The 18,463-nt window shown below is 68.2% G+C and carries 16 protein-coding genes, 1 tRNA gene and 1 pseudogene; 9 read left to right on the forward strand and 9 right to left on the reverse strand.

The genetic code is table 11. From position 1 onward, the window contains the following. Positions 1-93: 93 nt before the first annotated feature. Genes ACFE71_RS01415 through lepA form a run of 4 tightly spaced genes read right to left on the reverse strand, consistent with a single transcriptional unit; the run spans position 94 to position 4,105 of the window. The gene (locus ACFE71_RS01415; RefSeq protein WP_375427034.1) at positions 94-1,791 is read right to left on the reverse strand and encodes a type IIL restriction-modification enzyme MmeI; all 1,698 of its coding nucleotides are present in this window, start codon (positions 1,789-1,791) and stop codon (positions 94-96) included. 1 nt (position 1,792) lies between these two features. Further along, positions 1,793-2,059 (reverse strand): hypothetical protein, encoded by a 267-nt coding sequence (locus tag ACFE71_RS01420; RefSeq protein ID WP_375427035.1) that lies wholly within the window; start codon positions 2,057-2,059, stop codon positions 1,793-1,795. Then, entirely contained in the window at positions 2,060-2,263 is a 204-nt protein-coding gene (locus ACFE71_RS01425; protein WP_375427036.1) for a hypothetical protein, read from the reverse strand. Positions 2,264-2,308: 45 nt separating this feature from the next. Continuing rightward, a complete protein-coding gene (gene lepA, locus ACFE71_RS01430; protein ID WP_375427037.1) occupies positions 2,309-4,105 on the reverse strand; it encodes a translation elongation factor 4 in 1,797 nt (598 codons plus the stop codon). Positions 4,106-4,396: 291 nt separating this feature from the next. Between lepA and ACFE71_RS01435 the strand changes: the two genes are divergently transcribed. The 4 genes from ACFE71_RS01435 (at position 4,397) to ACFE71_RS01450 (ending at position 6,693) form a co-directional block, all read left to right on the forward strand. After that, the gene (locus ACFE71_RS01435; protein WP_375427038.1) at positions 4,397-4,678 is read left to right on the forward strand and encodes a hypothetical protein; all 282 of its coding nucleotides are present in this window, start codon (positions 4,397-4,399) and stop codon (positions 4,676-4,678) included. 89 nt (positions 4,679-4,767) lie between these two features. Beyond that, a complete protein-coding gene (locus tag ACFE71_RS01440; protein ID WP_375427039.1) occupies positions 4,768-5,217 on the forward strand; it encodes a hypothetical protein in 450 nt (149 codons plus the stop codon). Between the two features lie 27 nt (positions 5,218-5,244). Then, a complete protein-coding gene (locus tag ACFE71_RS01445) occupies positions 5,245-6,540 on the forward strand; it encodes an FAD-dependent oxidoreductase (protein ID WP_375427040.1) in 1,296 nt (431 codons plus the stop codon). 76 nt (positions 6,541-6,616) lie between these two features. Further along, a tRNA-Pro gene (locus ACFE71_RS01450) sits at positions 6,617-6,693 on the forward strand. Between the two features lie 18 nt (positions 6,694-6,711). Here ACFE71_RS01450 and ACFE71_RS01455 read toward each other — a convergent pair. Next, positions 6,712-6,870 (reverse strand): hypothetical protein, encoded by a 159-nt coding sequence (locus tag ACFE71_RS01455; RefSeq protein ID WP_375427041.1) that lies wholly within the window; start codon positions 6,868-6,870, stop codon positions 6,712-6,714. Positions 6,871-7,531: 661 nt separating this feature from the next. Between ACFE71_RS01455 and ACFE71_RS01460 the strand changes: the two are divergent. The 3 genes and pseudogenes from ACFE71_RS01460 to ACFE71_RS01470 all read left to right on the forward strand — a co-directional run. After that, positions 7,532-7,846, forward strand: a pseudogene (locus ACFE71_RS01460) (ATP-binding cassette domain-containing protein); the annotation flags it as partial. 169 nt (positions 7,847-8,015) lie between these two features. Continuing rightward, positions 8,016-8,222 carry a hypothetical protein gene (locus ACFE71_RS01465; RefSeq protein WP_375427097.1) on the forward strand — a complete coding sequence of 69 codons (207 nt, stop codon included), beginning with the start codon at positions 8,016-8,018 and terminating at the stop codon, positions 8,220-8,222. 295 nt (positions 8,223-8,517) lie between these two features. Continuing rightward, positions 8,518-9,501 (forward strand): alpha/beta fold hydrolase, encoded by a 984-nt coding sequence (locus tag ACFE71_RS01470; protein WP_375427042.1) that lies wholly within the window; start codon positions 8,518-8,520, stop codon positions 9,499-9,501. 24 nt (positions 9,502-9,525) lie between these two features. On the opposite strand, the gene ACFE71_RS01475 is transcribed toward ACFE71_RS01470, so the two are convergent. After that, positions 9,526-10,908: a phospholipase D-like domain-containing protein gene (locus ACFE71_RS01475; RefSeq protein WP_375427094.1), complete on the reverse strand. Its 1,383-nt coding sequence runs from the start codon at positions 10,906-10,908 to the stop codon at positions 9,526-9,528. 139 nt (positions 10,909-11,047) lie between these two features. Between ACFE71_RS01475 and dinB the strand changes: the two genes are divergently transcribed. After that, complete coding sequence (gene dinB, locus ACFE71_RS01480) at positions 11,048-12,115, forward strand: DNA polymerase IV (RefSeq protein ID WP_375427043.1); 1,068 nt, start codon at positions 11,048-11,050, stop codon at positions 12,113-12,115. A gap of 8 nt (positions 12,116-12,123) precedes the next feature. Here the strand turns inward: dinB and ACFE71_RS01485 are convergent, their stop codons facing one another. After that, on the reverse strand, positions 12,124-13,020 hold the full coding sequence (locus ACFE71_RS01485; RefSeq protein ID WP_375427044.1) for an ROK family protein: 897 nt from the start codon (positions 13,018-13,020) through the stop codon (positions 12,124-12,126). 70 nt (positions 13,021-13,090) lie between these two features. Between ACFE71_RS01485 and ACFE71_RS01490 the strand changes: the two genes are divergently transcribed. Beyond that, entirely contained in the window at positions 13,091-15,007 is a 1,917-nt protein-coding gene (locus tag ACFE71_RS01490) for a CocE/NonD family hydrolase (RefSeq protein ID WP_375427045.1), read from the forward strand. Between the two features lie 158 nt (positions 15,008-15,165). Here the strand turns inward: ACFE71_RS01490 and glmS are convergent, their stop codons facing one another. Next, positions 15,166-16,989 (reverse strand): glutamine--fructose-6-phosphate transaminase (isomerizing), encoded by a 1,824-nt coding sequence (gene glmS, locus ACFE71_RS01495; RefSeq protein WP_375427046.1) that lies wholly within the window; start codon positions 16,987-16,989, stop codon positions 15,166-15,168. 6 nt (positions 16,990-16,995) lie between these two features. Then, a complete protein-coding gene (glmU, locus tag ACFE71_RS01500; protein WP_375427047.1) occupies positions 16,996-18,408 on the reverse strand; it encodes a bifunctional UDP-N-acetylglucosamine diphosphorylase/glucosamine-1-phosphate N-acetyltransferase GlmU in 1,413 nt (470 codons plus the stop codon). Positions 18,409-18,463: the final 55 nt, after the last annotated feature.

Below are 18,463 nucleotides of genomic sequence, written 5' to 3' on the forward strand. Positions count from 1 at the left end.
GATCCGGGGTCTCGCTACGCATGGACCCGCACCTAGCCCGAGAAGGAGCGGGACCCCGGGTCGAGCCCGGGGTGACGAATGTTGGACGACCTCCTACCGCGCCTCCACCAGCCGCCGCTCCGCCGGGGTCAGCGCGAACAGGCGGCAGGTGATCTCGTGCAGCGCCGCCTCGCCCGCGCGCAGCGTCGCCGCCAGTGCCGACAACGCTTCCTGCCGCTCGATCACCTGCGCGCGCACCGACGGCGGGGCCTCGTCCGCGACCGCGCGCAGGGCGTCGATCAACCGGCGGCCATTGTCCCGCCCGTTGGGTTCAAAGGCGAGCGCCGTCGCCAGCCACTGCGCCAGCCAGAATGCTCCCTGGTCGGCGTCGGCATAGATCCCGCGCGCGGCGGGCGCGCCGTCGATCAGGAGCATCAGCTCGCCGTCCTCGAACCGCGCATCCAGGCGGCTGTCGACGCGCAGCGCCTCGTCCACCCGCGCGACCGCCGCCTCGACTTGCTCCGCCTGCAGCTTGTCGGCGTGCCGTCGCCGCGCCTCGGCGGTCATGCGGGACGGCGCGTCCGCCTCGATCTCGCGCTTCGACCGGACTTCGGGCAACAACCACTCATGCGGCCGCTTGCGCCGCGACAAGGTGGACAGCCGCTCGCTCAACCCGCGCCGCAACCGGCAGAACAGGTGGTTGGGCAGTTCCAGCCGGTCGATCAGCGGATCCGGTTCGAACAAGCCACCGTTAAAGCGGTGGATCGCGTCCTCGCCGATCGTCCCGCCCGCGTCCATCGTCCGGAACAGCCGCTTCATGTTGGACCAGATGCGCGTGTCCTCGGGATCGAAGAACCGGTCCAGGCTCTCGCGCTTCAGCATGTCGCGCAGCAGATGCGGCGGAAACGCCACGCGCCCGCCCATGTCCTCGGTGAACATCACGAAGATCAGCCGGTCGAGCAGCTTTTGCGCCACCCTGAGCTTGTCGCGCTCGCTCACCCCCTCCAGTGGCTGGAGCTTGATGACGTTGAACAGCCGGACGCGATAGTCCCGATATTCGTCATAGAACCGGTCCTCCAACCGCTTCTGGTTGGCCCCCTGCCGCTCGATCAGCCGCTCCAGCCGGGTGCGGCCATACTCGCTCAGCAGCATGTCGGGTCGGAACAACCGCCAGAACAGGAACCGGTCGAACCGATCCTCCTCGCTGTCGCTCAGCAGCGACGACCCGTCGAACAGGTCGCCTCCCGTCAGCCGGAACGTCAGATAGCTCTGCGGCGCGCGGTCGTACCAGTAGAGCCGGAACTGGTTCATGTCGGTCACGATCGCGAAACGCGGCAGCACCGCCACCCCGTCGAAGAAGCCCCGTCTCGCGAATAGTAGATAGTCCAGCGCCTGGCGCGCCGGCGACCGATCGTTGCCCTTCCGGTTCTGCGGTTTGTCCAGATCGGCTCCGATCCCCTTGAATTCGCACAGGACCTGCGGAACGGCCGTCCCACCCTCACCGAAATTGCCGAGCGCCAGGTCGGCGCTGCCGCCCTGCCCGCCCTGCCCCGCGCCCGGTACGGCGAACTGTTGCTTCAACGTCCAGCTCGGCCCCCTGCAGTCGGCCCGGTACCCCCACGTCTCCTGGAAGAACGTCTGGATGAACGCGCCCTCGATTTCCGTCTCGCCCAACGTGCTGCGCGCCGCCCACGCAGTCAGCCGCTCGCGGAGCGACCGCTCGTCGTCCCCGCCCCGGAACGCCTGGTATTCGAACTCGAACTCGGCGCGGAGGAAGCTGCGCTCCAGCAGCGGCTTGAAAGATTCAACCATCCTATTTCCCGCCGTCCAGCCGTTGACGAAGGGCGACGTTCTCGACGCGCAGACGTATCACCTCCGCCTGAAGTTGGTCGCGCTCCGCGCTGATGTTGGCGTAAAGCGTCTCGACGCCCGCCAGCCGCTCCCGTTCGTCCTGACTGTCGACCAACGCCTTGTTGATCGAACGCAGCTGCGTCCGAAGTCCGTTCCGCGCGAACAGCTCTTTGAAGAATTGGCCGCCGACCGTCCTGACGATCCACAGCCCGACGCTTTCGATTGGCACCTAGTCGAACAGGTCGGGCAACTGCCGCTTCAGCTCGGCGCTCTTGACGCTCTCGCGCTTCGCCATTGCGACTATGCGGTCCAAAACCGCGCGACGCGCGCGCTCGGACTCCTCCAACTGCGCCATCAACGATTTCAACTCCGCGCGTTCGGCGCGCTCTACGGCACCGTCAGTCCGCCAGAAGTCCCAAAGCCTCGTCGCCATGCCCGGGACATGGCATGTATACGGGACCGGTTCAACGGCCGATGCTCAGGCGTCGTCGCCCATCCTGAGCGCGGCGATGAAGGCTTCCTGCGGGATCTGCACCGATCCGTATTCCCGCATCCGCTTCTTGCCTTCCTTCTGCTTGTCGAGCAGCTTCTTCTTGCGTGATATGTCCCCGCCGTAACACTTTGCGGTGACGTCCTTTCTCATCGCCGCGATCGTCTCGCGCGCGATCACCTTGCCGCCGATCGCCGCCTGGATCGGGATCTTGAACAGATGGCGCGGGATCAGGTCCTTCAACCGCTCGCACATCCCCCGCCCACGTATCTCGGCGGTCGCCCGGTGGACGATCATCGACAATGCGTCGACCGGCTCGGCGTTGACCAGAATGCCCATCTTGACCAGGTCACCCTCGCGGTAGCCGATCTGGTGATAGTCGAACGAGGCGTAACCCCGGCTGATGGACTTTAATCTGTCATAAAAGTCGAACACCACCTCGTTCAGCGGCAGCTCGTATGTCGCCTGCGCCCGCCCCGCCACATAGGTCAGGTTCTTCTGGATCCCGCGCCGGTCCTGGCACAGTTTCAGGATGGAGCCGAGATACTCGTCGGGGACATAGATCGTCGCCTCGATCCACGGCTCGGCGATGGTCGCGATCTTGTTGGGGTCGGGCATGTCGGCCGGGTTGTGGAGCTCCAGATGCCCCTCTCCGTGCGTTAGCTCGATCTCGTACACCACGCTCGGCGCGGTGGTGATCAGGTCCAGGTCGTACTCCCGCGTCAGCCGCTCCTGGATGATCTCCAGATGCAGCAGCCCCAGGAACCCGCACCGGTACCCGAAGCCCAGCGCCGCCGACGTTTCCGTCTCGAACGAGAAGGACGCGTCATTCAGCCGGAGCTTCGAGATGCTCTCCCGCAGCTTCTCGAAGTCATTGGCATCGACCGGGAACATCCCGCAGAACACGACCGGCTGCACCTCCTTGAACCCCGGCAGCGCCTGCGCGGCCGGCTTCTTCGCGTCGGTCAGCGTGTCGCCCACACGCGCCTGCGCCACGTCCTTGATCTGCGCGGTGATGAAGCCGATCTCGCCCGGCCCAAGGTCGGCCAGGTGCTCGATCTTAGGCCGGAAGCATCCCACCCGGTCGACCAGGTGCTTGGTGCCCGCCTGCATGAACTGGATCTCCTGGCCCTTCCTCAGCGATCCGTCGATCACCCGCACCAGAATGACCACGCCCAGATACGGGTCGTACCAGCTGTCGACCAGCATCGCCTTGAGCGGCGCGGTCACGTCCCCCTTGGGGGGCGGGATACGGCGGACGATCGCGTCCAGGATTTCGGTGATCCCGATCCCCGTCTTGGCCGACGCCAGCACCGCCTCCGACGCGTCGAGCCCGATCACCTCCTCGATCTCGGCGCGCACCTTCTCCGGCTCGGCGGCGGGCAGGTCGATCTTGTTGATGACGGGCACGATCTCATGGTCGTGCTCGATCGACTGGTACACGTTGGCCAGCGTCTGCGCCTCGACCCCCTGCGCCGCGTCGACGACCAGCAGCGCGCCCTCGCACGCGGCCAGGCTTCGCGACACCTCGTAGGCGAAGTCGACATGCCCCGGCGTGTCCATCAGGTTCAAGACGTAGCCCTTGTAATCGAGCCGAACGGTCTGCGCCTTGATCGTGATCCCCCGCTCGCGCTCGATATCCATGTTGTCAAGAACTTGCGCCGACATCTCGCGCGCGGTCAGCCCCCCCGTCTCCTGGATCAACCGATCCGCCAGCGTCGACTTGCCATGGTCGATATGGGCGATGATGGAGAAGTTGCGGATGCGATCGAGCGGTGTCGTCATGATCGCCCGCGCCTAGCCCAGGGTGGAGCCGGGTGCTAGTCGTGCGCCCGATCAAGGGACATGCCGATCCGCCCGAAACCCTGCTCGCGCTTTCGCGACCGGCTCGTCCGGGGCACGCTCGTCATCGATGGCAAGCGCTCGGCCCCTCCGCCCTGACGCGATGGGGCCCAGTCGCGGCAAGCTGGCTATCCGGGCGACGGTCACCATATATGTGACATCGTCGGCTCCGCTTCCGTAAGCGCCGACGGCCGCGGGTCCTTGAGCGCCCGCTTACGTCAGAGGGGAATGTCCTTGGACACCGATCAGCCGGCGACGACGGCCAAGAAGCCCGAATTCAAGCGCTTCCGCAGCAAGTTCAATGCGGTCAAGCTGTCGCCCGAACAGGCCGATCGTCAAGGTCAGATCGCGCGCAGTGCCTGGACCGCGCTGGGCAATCGTGATGCGGTGGTGGCTTTTTTGAACACGCACGACGACGCGTTGGGCGGTCGTCCGCTCGACCTCGCGGTCGCCAGCGCCGAGGGTTTGACCGCCGTGGAGCAGGCCATGGCCGCACGCGCGGCCGAGCAGGGCTGATCCGCCGGTCGGGCGCACCCGACGCCTACGCAGCGCTGCGACGTGGCACGTCCTTCGTCCGGGCCGGAGCCATTGGATGCCGGTCGACGATGCCGTCCAGGGTAACGGGCAATACGCTGGCCGAACTCGATCGGCTTCTGCATGTCCTTATCAGGCAGGTCGCGCTCGATCGGGGGATCAGGCTTCCCGCCCGGTCGCGCAATAACTCCGTCGGCATCGCCGCCTTGTGTGGAGAGCATCGGGACCAGGGACGACTGCGCGCGTTGCTGCGATCGACGGTTTGCCTACGTCGCCATGACGGCCGCGCTCATCACGCCGACCGGCGCGGACGCGGGTCCATGACGGCAGGGTGGTCGAACGAGGCGGGATCGAACACGCGGCAACGATACGCATACGACCTCGGCGAGGACATCACTCCATCCGTCGAACAGATGGATGACGTATGCGCCTTTTACGACAGGCTGGCGCGGGCGGTCGTCGGTGGACGCCGTGGCACGCATCCGGTGCCGCAGCATGGACTCGTACTCCCGGCGGCGTAAGGTCGGGCGCGACGGGAGAAGCGGCCTATGCGTCACATCGCGATCATCGGTTCGGGGCCGGCGGGCTATTACACCGCGGAGGCGGCGCAGAAGCTTTGGGGAAACGAGGTCCGGGTCGATATCGTCGATCGTCTGCCGGTTCCTTACGGGTTGATCCGCACGGGCGTCGCGCCGGATCATCAGCAGATCAAGGGCGTATCGCGGCGGTACGAAGCGACGGCGCTGTCGGACAATGTACGCTTCGTGGGCAATGTCACGGTCGGTCGCGACGTGACTGTGGCCGAGCTGCGCGACGAGTACGACGCCGTCGTGCTCGCGACGGGCGCGCCATCGGACAAGCCGCTCGGCCTGCCCGGTGACGATCTTCCAGGCGTGGTGGGATCGGCGGCGTTCGTGGGTTGGTATAACGGTCATCCCGATCACGCGGATCTGGCGCCGCCGCTGCGCGGCTTGGGCGCGGTCGTCGTCGGTGCGGGCAACGTCGCCCTCGACGTCGCGCGCGTCCTGGCGAAGACCAAAGGAGAGTTCGGCGGATCGGACATCGCCGGGCATGCGCTCGACCGGTTGAGCGTCGGCGGCTTCGGAACCATCACGATCCTGGCGCGGCGCGGGCCGCACCAGATTGCGATGACACCCAAGGAGTTGGGCGAGCTGGATCACCTTGCCCGCGCCATTCCTGTGGTCGATCCCGCCGACCTGCCGCCCATCGAAGCCGATGCGGCGCTCGATCCCGGGCAGCGCAAGTCGGTCGGGCACCTGCGTCGGTTCGCGACCCGGATCGGTGGCAAGCCGATCCGGCTGGTGTTCGACTTCTACGCGTCTCCGCTCCGCATCGAGGGGGACGGACGCGCAGAGCGCGTGGTGGTCGAGCGTACCCGCCTGGACGCGCACGGCGCGGTCGTGCCGACCGGGGCGACCTACGCCGTTCCGGCCGATCTGGTGGTGGGCTGCATCGGCTATCGCACGCCACCCATCGATGGCGTTCCGTATGACGCGAAGCTGGGCCGCTTCGCCAACGACGAGGGGCGGATCGCGCCGGGGCTGTATGCGGTCGGTTGGGCAAGGCGGGGACCAACGGGCACGATCGGCACCAACCGGCCCGACGGCTTCATGATCATCGACCATGTCGTGGCGGACCTCCGCACGGACGGCGGGAAGCGGGGCCGCGCCGGGCTAGACGAGCTATTGGCCGGGCGCGGCGTCGAGGTCGTCACCTTTCGCGATTGGCGGCGGATCGATCAGGCGGAGGTGGCCGCCGCGCGGCCCGGATCGCCGCGTGAGAAGTTCGTAAGCGTGAAAGCGTTGCTGGGCGCGCGCGCATGACGCTTGCGCGGTTCGGGCGCGCTGGTTAAGGACACCCGTCCAAGCATGTCGGTCGACCCGTCGTCCGAAGCTCCGTCGGGGAGTAGCTCAGCCTGGTAGAGCACTGCCTTCGGGAGGCAGGGGCCGGAGGTTCGAATCCTCTCTTCCCGACCAACATTCACGCGCTTGGTGTCAACATTCTAATGAACTGACGAGTCCCGCGCTCCACGCGCGAGGTGCAAGCGAGCCGTCGCCGTGCGGGTCGTCGTCGAAGGCGGCTTCCGCGGCGATGTCCTCGATGGTGGATGCGGTGAAGCCGCGCTTGAAGAGGCTGGCGCTGGCGGCCGTCAAGATCGCCGCGTCCTTGGCCCGATCGGGCGGGCAACCGCCCGGAACCGGAAGAACCTGACCTATGCGGCGGGTCACGATCATGACCGTACGCTCGCGTTCATGAAAGCGAGCGTACATCATTATTTGTGGTCTGCCGAGTAGAACCCCCGGGGGCCCGTACCTACCATGAGCTGGACCGCGATCCGCGTGCTGACCGGCGACCGGGTCAAGTTCATCGGGTTGCTGTTCGGCATTGCTTTTTCGACGCTGCTCATCACGTAGCAGCTGACGATCTTCATTAACCTGCTGCTTCGAGGCGGGGCGTCAATTAACGAAGTTTGGGTCGCGAACATCTGGCTCGAGCCGGTCAGCGTTATCAGGGTCTATGACGCGTCGCTGATCGGGCTGCCCCGCACTATAGTCGAGGGATCGCGCGACGCGCTCGCTGATCCGGACGCGGTGTTCATCGACGCGGTCGGATCGCGCATGCCGTTCGAGCACGGCGGCGTGCTAGGCACGCGGCTGGAACTGAACGACTAGCGCGCGATCATCCGCGACATCGTCGACGCCGATCCGTCCTTCAACTCGACGGTGATGCTCCATACGCGTAATTCCAACGCGCTCAATTACTTACCGGGCAACCGCAACTGATTAAGTCTCATACGCGGCGCGCCGGGGCGGGATGCCAAGGCGGTGGCGATGGAGATCGAGCGGCAATCAGCGTGCGCGGGATCACCAAGGAATTCCCGGTAGGCGACTCCACCATTCGCGTGTTGCACGGATCGATACGGACATCCGGTCGAACGAGCTGACCTATCTGGTCGGCAAGTCTGGGTCGGGAAAGACAACGATGATCTCGATCATCGCGGGCCTCCTCTATCCGACCGAGGGGCAGGTCGAGGTATTCGGGACGGACATCTACCGGCTGACCGACACGCAGTTTGCCAAGTTACGGCTGAACACGATCGGCTTCATCTTTCAGCAATTCAATCTGCTCCCGACGCTGACCGCCGCCGAGAACGCGGCGCGGCGACTGGGGATACGTCGAACTGGAGCGGCGCGCTGGAGCCCCCCCCACCCTCGCCGCCGCCGTCGCGCGGATCGACGCGGCGGGAGCGGATGCGGCCGGCGTCCGCCTGTCGATCAGCGCGGATATCGCACGCGCGGTGGTCGACATCCGGACGCTCGACCTGCGCCAGGCTGTGATAGGGCGCGACATCGCCAGCGCCGCCCATCTGTTGGCGGTCACTCGAATCCGCGCACGCGCGGGGATCGCGCCCGAATTCAGGCTGGTGCGCGGGCAGTCGCTGGAAGCGCGGAGCGCGCCGATCCGGAGCGAGCGGGCGAGTACGACGGGGCGGCTGGTGACGTAGCTCGCCGCGCCTCCCGGCGCGCCCCTCCTGTCGGCCTCGCCCCCGCTCGGGCTGCCGTCGACGCTGCTTCGCGCACGACCCGACATCGCCGTCGCCGTCGCCGAGCGCCGGTTGGGGGCGGCGGACCAGGAGATCGCGGCCGCGGCGGTGGAGCGGTACCCACGCCTCCCGATCACCGCCGCGCTCGGGTTGTTCTCGCTTGGGCTGGGTGATCTGTTCGGCGATGATGCGATCATCGGGTCGGTCGGCGCGGGGCTGGCGGAACCAACCAGGCCGCGGAAAGCTTCGCAGTCCCATGACACAGAACCGCAACGAAACTCGCGCCCCTAATTGGCTCAGGCGCGTCGGGCTGACCACACTAGGTGTCGGCGCGGCGGGAGCCGGGCTGGCGGCGGTCTCGACGCTGCTCGGCCGGGACGCGGAGCGCAAGGTGCCGCCCGATGGTGGGTTCATCGAGGTCGACGGCGCGCGGCTGCATTATGTCGACCGTGGGTCGGGGCCGGCGATCGTGCTCGTCCACGGGCTGGGCGGACAGCTTCGCAACTTCACCTATGCGCTGTCCGAGCTGATCGAGAGCGAGCACCGGCTGATCATCATCGACCGGCCCGGATCGGGATACTCCACGCCAAAGCCTGGGACGACGCCCGACATCCGCGCGCAGGGCAGGCTCGTGGCGAGGCTGGTCGACAGGCTCGGGCTGGAGAAGCCCTTGATCGTCGGCCATTCGCTGGGCGGCGCGGTGGCGTTGGCGGCGGCATTCGCCGCGCCGGGGAAGATCGGTGGGCTATTGCTGCTCGCGCCGCTTACCCAGCCGATGGAGCAAGCTCCCGAAGCGTTCCGGCGGTTGGAGCGCGACTCGGCGCTGTCGCGCAAGTTGGTCGCACGGACGGTCGGGGTGCCGCTCGGGCGGTTGGGAAGTAAAACCAACCTTCGGATGATCTTCGCGCCCGATCCGGCGCCGGACGATTTCGGGACGCGCGGCGGCGGGCTGCTGGCGCTCCGACCGGGGAACATCGAGGCGGCGATGTACGACATCTTCACCGCGCGCGACGATCTGGACGCGCTGAAGCGGCGATATGGCGAACTGACGTTGCCGGTGTCGATCCTGTTCGGGCGCGGCGACGGGCTGCTCGACCCCGAACTCCATGGCCGGGCGACGGCGGCGGCGATTGCGGACGCCGCGTTCGAGGTGATCGAGGGCGGTCACATGCTGCCCATAACGCATCTGGAGGATTGCGCGCGGGTGCTTCGCGCCGTGCTCGCGCGGGTCGGTCGGTAGCGCGGCGCGATTGGGGAATTGCCGCTAGCGCGGTCGGCGAAGGCTGCGGAACAGGCCGCGCCTGGCGAACGACTCGAACATCTCGTCGGGACCTTCGGGATCGAGCACCTCGTTGTCGGCAAGCCACTGCGTGACCGCGCCCACGTCGGGCACCTCGTACGGGTCGAGTGTCTTGCCGGGTCGGCGCAGGCGTTCGATCGTGGCGATCAGCGACCCGGTCTCGGTCAGGGTGTGGGCGACCTGTTCGGGCGGGACGTCGAGATGCTCGGAGATCAGGCCGTTCCGGATGCGCGCGATCGTGGCGCGCGCGTCGTCGTTCGGGGCCACGAGCGCCAGGTCGCACTCGGTATCGAGGCGGAGCGAGCGGTTGTTCATGTTGGACGAGCCGAGCCGGAACACGTCGTCGTCGGCGATCAGGATCTTGGCGTGGCAGTAGATGTCGGACCCGCCGGTGGTCACGGGATGGTATAGGCGCAGACGCATGTGCGGGTCGCGTGCCCACAGCGCGGTCATCAGACGCGCGCGCGCGGTATCCATCGCGATCGGCTCCAGCCAACCCTGCGCGTTACGCGGGTTGACGATCACGAATTCGGGGCCGTCGGGCTCGATCAGGCGCTTGGCGATCGCCTCGGCGATGCGGCGAGAGGCGAAATATTGCGACTCGACGTACAGATGGCGCTTCACCGCCGCGATCTGGGCGAGGAACAGCGCCTCCGATTCGTGGATGGGTTCGGAGTCGGGCATCGCCGGACCGGTGCGGGCGATGCCGACCTCGACGTTGGTGAAATCGACCCGCAGGCCGTCGGGCCAGCAGTCAGGAAGTAGCGGCACCGGCGCCAGGGCCTTGCCGCCGGCCATCACCCAGCGGTCGCGCGCGAGTTCGCCCAGCGCCGCGGCGAGCGGGCCCTGAACGGCGCTGGTGGCGTCGTGCCACGGCTTATACGGCCGACCGAGCGAGGTGCGGCGGCCCGGATCGTCGTCGAGATGCGCCGCCGTATCCCACCGCTCGCTGGTCACGTCGATGCCGCCGCAAAAGGCGAGGCAGTCGTCGATCACGACGATCTTTTGATGGTGCGAGGCGCCCATTGGGTGATGGCCGTCGAGCAGCGTGGTGATGCGCGGGTGGCCCATCCAACGCAGCAACGAGAATACCGTTGTGCCGCGGAACAGCGACTTGATCGCGCCCAGGTCCCAGCGGAGCAGGCACACCTCGAGGTCGGGAGAGCGGTCGACGAGCCAGCGGACGAAGCCGCCGATCGTGCGTGGCTCGCCGGGCAGGCGCGTGCCGGTATCGAGGCTGATACGCGCGTCGAAATCCCAACCGACCAGCATGATGCGCCTGCGCGCGAGCATCATCGACTGGCGCAGGACCCGAAAATAGGCGTCGGCGTCGACGATCACCGACATGCGGTCGGCCATGGCCGTCCGCCAGATTTCCACCCCTTGCTGCACCGCGTCCTTGTGACGGCGAGATGTTACGGTGCCAATTAGATTCGTATGGGTTTCTCGTTCCTGCTACGTTCCGATACCCTGAAGGTTTGGCGCGATGACCCGGAAGATCATCCATATCGACATGGACGCGTTCTTCGCGTCGGTGGAGCAGCGCGACGATCCCGCGCTCCGGGGCAGGCCGGTCGCGGTCGGCGGGCGCGGCGCGCGCGGCGTGGTGGCGGCGGCGAGCTACGAGGCGCGGGCGTTCGGGGTGCGATCGGCGATGCCGTCGGCCAGCGCGGTCAGGCGGTGCCCGGACCTCATATTCGTGCGACCGCGTTTCGAGGCGTACGCGGAGGTGTCGCGGCAGATCAGGGCTATCTTCCACGACTATACCGATCTAGTCGAGCCCCTGTCGCTCGACGAGGCGTATCTGGATGTCAGCGAGGACCGCGCCGGGCTGGGTTCGGCGCGCGCGACCGCCGAGCTGATCCGGGCGCGCATCCGCGAGGCGACGGGCCTGACCGCGTCGGCGGGGGTGAGCTACAACAAGTTCATCGCCAAGCTGGCGTCCGACCAGAACAAGCCCGACGGGCTGTGCGTCATCCCGCCAGGCAAGGGCGCGGCGTTCGTCCAATCATTGCCGGTCTCGCGTTTCCACGGCGTCGGGCCGGTGACCGCGGCCAAGATGGAGCGGTTGGGCATCCATACCGGCGCGGATCTGCGCGACCGCGACCTGCCGTTCCTCCAGGCACAGTTCGGCTCGTACGCCGAGTACCTGCACCGGGCGGCGCGCGGGGAGGATACGCGGCCGGTACGTTCACACCGGACAAGCAAGTCGATCGGGGCCGAGCGGACCTTCCACGAGAATATCGCGGACGCGGCCGAGCTGGCCGAGCGGCTGGCCGGGATCGCCGACGCCGCCTGGGTGCGGGTGGAACGGCACCGCGCGCGCGGGCGGACGGTGACGTTGAAGCTTCGCCATCCCGACTTCACGACGATCACGAGGGCCAGGTCGTTCGCCGATCCAGTGGGCGACCGCGACGGGTTCCTGGCGGCGGGGCGGATCCTGCTCGCGGCGCAGCTGCCCGCGCCGAACGGGATCAGGCTGTTGGGGCTGACGCTGTCGGGGCTGGTCGGGGTGGAGGCGGAGCCGGAGCCGCAGGCGACGTTGCCGCTATAGGTCGTCCGCTAGTCCCGCTTGGCCATAGCCTGCCGGCCCAACATGATCGCGCCCAGCGGCCCCGCGCGGCTCCCGAGCGCCGCGGATACGAGGAAGGTCTCGCCGTCCACGATCTCGGGAAAGGGGAGGTAACCGCCCAGGCTCGCCTTGAGCAGCGCGCGCATCCGGGGGAGCAGATGGCCGTCCGTCATCACCCCGCCGCCCCAGACGATGCGGCGCGGAACGCCGGTGAGCACGAGCGCGTGGGCCAGTTGCGCGAGCGCGTGGGCAGCCCCCTCCCACACCGGGTCGTCGTGCGGCACCTCGTTCCCCGGCCGGCCCGCGCGGGCGGCGATCGCCGGTCCGGCCGCGAGCCCCTCGACGCAGGCCCCGTGGAACGGACAGGCACCGATCCAGTCGTCGCCGGGAAGGCGCACGGGGCGCAGATGCCCGTATTCGCCGTGCGTCAGCCCGTCGACGGGCCGCCCGCCCGCGATCAGCCCCGCGCCGACGCCGGTGCCGACGGTGACGTAGGCCATATCCGCCAGGCCCTTGGCCGCGCCCCACCGCGCCTCGGCGAGCGCCGCGCCGACGACGTCGGTGTGGAGGCCGACCGGCTTGCGATACCGCCGGGCGAACCGTCCGGCGATGTCCGTGCCCGACCAGCCGGGCTTGGTGGTGACGGTCACATGGCCCCAATCGGGAGCATGGGCGTCGATCGATACCGGGCCGAAACTGGCGACGCCGACCGCGTCGAACCCGCTCCAGCCGTCGAGCACCGCCTCGATCGCCGCGAGCGTCCCGTCCGGTCCGGTGGTGGGCAGCCGCACCTCGTCCTCGATCGTGTCCGGCCCGCGCGCGAGGACGCAGACGCATTTGGTGCCGCCCAGCTCGACGCCGGCGATCAGGGGGTTCGTGTCGGTCATGCCTTTCTCTCCACTGGACGCGCCGCCGACCTAGCGGCATCATGGGTCGTTACGTACCAGGAGTTTGTTCATGCGGCGCTTCGTCCTTCTCTGTTCCGCCTTCGCCCTCCTCACCGCCCAGACGACCCCGACGCCCAAGGACGGGCGGACGCGCGCCGGGGGCGACGTGCCGTCGAACTTCGCACCCCCAATCACCGCGCGCGACTATGTCCGGCGCGAGGTGATGATTCCCATGCGCGACGGGACGAAGCTGTTCACCGTCATCGTCAGTCCCAAGGGCGCGAGGGATGCGCCGATCCTCCTCACCCGCACGCCCTATAACGCCGCGGGGCGGGCGAGCCGGAGCGACAGCCCCAACATGGTCTCCGCATTGCCGCAAGGTGACGAGGTGTTCGTGCGGCACGGCTATATCCGCGTGTTCCAGGATATCCGCGGCAAATACGGGTCGGAGGGCGATTACGTCGTCACGCGGCCGGTGATCGGGCCGCTCAACCGGACGACGACCGACCACGTCACCGACGCGCATGACACGATCGACTGGCTGGTGAACAAGGCCAACCTGCCGGAGTCGAACGGGCGCGTGGGCATGCTGGGCTCGTCCTACGAGGGCTTCACCGTGGTCATGGCGCTCCTGAAGCCGCATCCGGCGCTCAAGGTGGCGGCACCCGAGAGCCCGATGATCGACGGGTGGATGGGCGACGACTGGTTCCATTACGGCGCGTTCCGGCTGGCGAACATCGGCTGGCTCGGTTCGCAGACGGGCTACAAGGGCGCGGGCAAGGAGCCGCCGTCGGGGATCTACGACGATTACGAGCAGTTCCGGCGCGTCGGATCGGCGGGCGACTGGGCGAAGAAGTCGGGTTACGACCAGCTTCCCTATTGGCGGCGGATGAGCGAGCATCCGTCCTACGACGCGTTCTGGCGGGGTCAGGCGCTCGACAAGCTGCTCGCCGCGAACCCGTCGAACGTGCCGACCATGTGGGAGCAGGGTTTGTGGGACCAGGAGGACATGTACGGCGCGATCGTCGCCTGGGAAGCGCTGAAGGCCAAGGGCAAGCGGGGCAACAACTTCCTGGTGATGGGACCGTGGCGGCATAGCCAGGCCAATTACGACGGATCGTCGCTCGGTGACTTGAAATGGCGCGGCGACACGGCGGCGCAGTGGCGCGAGGAATACCTGTTCCCGTTCTTCGACCAGTATCTGCGGCCCGGCCAGCCCGCCTTCACCCCGCCCCAGGCGCTGGTCTACAACACGGGCGAGAACCGCTGGGACGAGCTGGCCGACTGGCCGCTCGCCTGCGAGACGGGGTGCGGCGCACCGCTCAAGCCGCTTTATTTCCAGGCCGACGGCGGGCTCGGATTCGACAAGGGCGCGAGCGGAAGCGACGCCTACGTCTCCGATCCCGCCAAGCCGGTGCCGCACCTGCCGCGCCCGGTGAACTTCGACGACGGGCGATGGGGCGCGTGGCTGGTGAGCGACCAGCGGCATGTCGACGGGCGGCCCGACGTCATGACCTATCAGACCCCCGTGCTGACGGAGGCGGTGCGCGTGTCGGGCGCGCCGTTCGCCGATATCCATGCGCGCACGACCGGGAGCGACGCCGATTTCGTGGTCAAGCTCATCGACGTCCAGCCGGACGAAGTCGCGAGCGAGCCCAAGAAGGGCGGCTACCAGCTCGCGGTCAGCCTCGACATCTTCCGCGGGCGGTACCGGAACAGCTTCGAGAAACCGGCCACCATCCCGGCGGGAAAGACCCAGCGCTATCGCTTTCGCCTGCCGACGGTGAACCACGTGTTCAAGCCCGGGCACCGAATCATGGTGCAGGTGCAATCGACCTTGTTCCCGCTCTACGACCGCAATCCGCAGACGTTCGTGCCCAATATCTTCTTCGCCAAGCCCGGGGATTACCGGAAGGCGACGGTGATGCTGGAGCGCGGCGGCGCGACCGCCAGCGCGGTGCACCTGCCGGTGGTGCCGGTGAACTAACCCTCTCCGCGCTGTCGAAACCCTCGCCCGCCTTCGCGGGGAGGGACAGGCGCGAAGCGCCAGGGTGAGGGCGGACCCTACCCGGGCGAGGTCCGGCCCTCACCCTCGCCGCGCTACGCGCGTCTTTCCCTCTCCCGCGAAAGCGGGAGAGGGCTACCTCACTCGACCGTCACCGATTTGGCGAGGTTGCGTGGCTGGTCGATGTCGGTGCCCTTCACGACGGCGACGTGGTAGGCCAACAGCTGCACCGGGATCGCATAGACCAGCGGCGCGATCAGCGGGTGGACCTGAGGCATTTCGATCGTCGCGATCGCGTCCGCGCCCGCCTGGGCGATGCCGGCGGCGTCGGAGATTAGGACCACCTGCGCGCCCCTCGCCTGCGCCTCATGCATGTTCGATACCGTCTTGTCGAACAGCGGCCCCGACGGCGCCAGCACGATGAGCGGCACTTGGTCGTCGATCAACGCGATCGGCCCGTGCTTCATCTCGCCGGACGCATAACCCTCGGCGTGGATGTAGCTGATCTCCTTCAGCTTCAACGCGCCCTCGAGCGCGAGCGGATAGTCGGGCCCCCGGCCAAGATACAGCACGTCGCGCGCGCCCGCGATCTTGCCCGCCATCGCGGCGATCTCGTCGTCATGGGACAGCGCGCGGCTCATCGCCTCGGGCGCTTCGGACAGGTGGCGGACTATCTCGCGCTCTTCCTCCGGCGACAGCTTGCCCTTGGCGCGCGCCAGATTGGTGGCGAGCGCGGCCATGACGGCGAGCTGGCAGGTGAACGCCTTGGTCGAGGCGACGCCGATCTCGGGTCCGGCATGCGTCGACAGCAGCAGGTCGACCTCGCGCGCCATCGACGAGGTGGAGACGTTGATGATCCCCGCCGTGGTGATGCCATGCTCCCTCATGTGGCGCAGCGCCGCCAGCGTGTCGGCGGTCTCGCCCGATTGCGAGATGACAACGCCCAGCATGTTCGGCGTCAGCACCGGGTCGCGGTAGCGGAACTCGCTCGCAACATCGACCTCGACCGGGACCCTGGCGAACTGCTCGATCCAATATTTGCCGATCATGCCGACATAGGAAGACGTGCCGCAGGCGACGATCGCCACGCGCTCGACGGCCGACAGGTCGAACGTCATGTCGGGCAGCGCGACCTGCTCCTCGAGCGGGCGGAGGTAGGAACGCAGCGTCTGCGCGACGACGACGGGCTGCTCGTAGATCTCCTTTTGCATGAAATGGCGGTGGTTGCCCTTGTCGATCAGCTGCCCGGACACGCCCGACCGGACGATCCGCCGCTCGACCCGCTCGTTGTCTTTGTCGTATATCTCGACCGCGTCGCGCGTGACCGCGACCCAGTCGCCCTCCTCCAGATAGGCGATGCGCTGCGTCAGCGGCGCGAGCGCGAGCGCGTCCGAGCCGAGATAGTTCTCGCCCTCGCCGTACCCGACCGTCAGCGGCGCGCCGAGCCGCGCGCCCAGCAACAGGTCGGGGTGGGTCCGGACCATAACGCCCAGCGCGAATGCGCCGTGCAGCATCGGCAGCACGGCAGCCAGCGCCTCTCGCGGTTCGCGCCCGCGCTCGATCTCGCGCGCCAGCAGGTGCGCCACGACCTCGCTGTCGGTTTGGCTCCTGAAGTCGCGGCCCGCGGTGATCAGCTCGTCGCGCAGCGTCTTGAAATTCTCGATGATGCCGTTGTGGACCACGACCACGTCGCCGACGATGTGCGGATGCGCGTTATTGACGGTTGGCGCGCCGTGCGTCGCCCAGCGCGTGTGCGCAATCCCGCCCTCGCCCGGCAACGGCTCCTCGCGCAGACGCTCGGCGAGGTTGGCGAGCTTGCCGGGCGCGCGGCGGCGGTCAAAGTCGCCCTCGTGGACGGTGCAGATGCCCGCCGAGTCGTAGCCGCGATATTCAAGACGCTTCAGCCCGTCGAGCAAGCGGTCCGCGACCGGACCGGCGCCGAGGATTCCAACGATGCCGCACATTGACGCTCACTCTCCCGAACCATTCTCGGCGGCATCCTTACGCGCGCGCATCAGGGCGCGAAAGCGCCCGGCCCAACCCACCCGCGCCTCCTGCCTGCCCCGGCCGAGCGCGAGCGCGTCGGGGGCGACATCGGCCGTGATCACCGATCCCGCGGCGACGATCGCGCCCGCGCCGATCGTGACCGGGGCGACCAGCGCCGAATTGGAGCCGATGAACGCCCCCTCGCCCACCGACGTGCGGTATTTGAGAAAGCCGTCATAATTGCAGGTGATCGTGCCCGCGCCGATGTTCGCGCCCGCGCCGACCTCCGCATCGCCGAGATAGGTCAGGTGATTGGCCTTGGCTCCCCGGCCCAGCGTCGCCTTCTTCATCTCGACGAAGTTGCCGATCCGCGCGCCCTCCTCCAGCACCGCGCCGGGGCGCAGGCGGGCATAGGGCCCGACGCTCGCGCCCGTGGCGACGGTCGCGCCCTCCAGATGGCTGAAGGCGTGGATCACGACGCCGTCGGCAATCGTCACGCCCGGGCCGAACACGACGTTCTGCTCGACCGTCACGTCGCGGCCGATCACCGTGTCGTGGCTGAACCAAACCGTCTTGGGCGCCAGCAATGTCGCGCCCTCCGCCATCGCGCGTGCGCGGCGGCGGCGCTGCCAGTCCGCCTCGACCGCCGCCAACTCGGCGCGGCTGTTGATCCCGGCGACCTCGCCCGCCTCCGTCTCGATGACGGCGCCATGTCGACCGTCGGAGGCGGCGAGCATGACGATGTCGGGCAGGTAGTATTCGCCCGCCGCATTGTCGTTGCCGACGCGCGCCAGGAGCGCGAACAGGTCGGCGGCGCGGACCGCCATCAACCCGGAATTGCACAGCGTCTCCGCGCGTTGGGCGGCGTCGGCGTCCTTCCACTCGACCATCCGCTCGATCCGGCCGTCCGCATCCGCGATCACGCGGCCGTACGCGCCGGGATCGGCGGGGCGGAAGCCGAGCACCACCGCCGCGGGCGCATCCTCGCTGTGGAGCCTTTCGACCATGCGCAGCATCGTCGGCGCGCCCACCAGAGGCACGTCGCCATAGAGGATCAGCACGTCGCCCTCGAACCCGGCGAGCGCCGCCTCCGCCTGCGCGACCGCGTGACCGGTGCCGAGCTGCTCCGCCTGGACCGCTACGCGCACGCCCATCGGCGCGACGGCCGCCTCCACCTGCTCGCGCCGGGCGCCCGCGACGACCACGGTGCGTTCGGGGGCAAGCTCGCCGACGCTCGCCAACAGATGCAGCAGCATCGGCCGCCCCGCGACGGGGTGGAGGACCTTGTGCAGGTCGGACTTCATGCGCGTGCCCTGGCCGGCCGCGAGTACGATGGCCGAAAGGGGGGCCGAAAGAGGGGCGGAGAGGGGGGCGGCCGGCGGCGCGGGCGTGGTCATGATCGCGGCGAGTGCCACAGGGCCCTTGCCAATTCCATAGCCGGGCTGGCAGGCG

The organism is uncultured Sphingomonas sp. (genome assembly GCF_964237155.1).
Classification (GTDB): domain Bacteria; phylum Pseudomonadota; class Alphaproteobacteria; order Sphingomonadales; family Sphingomonadaceae; genus Sphingomonas.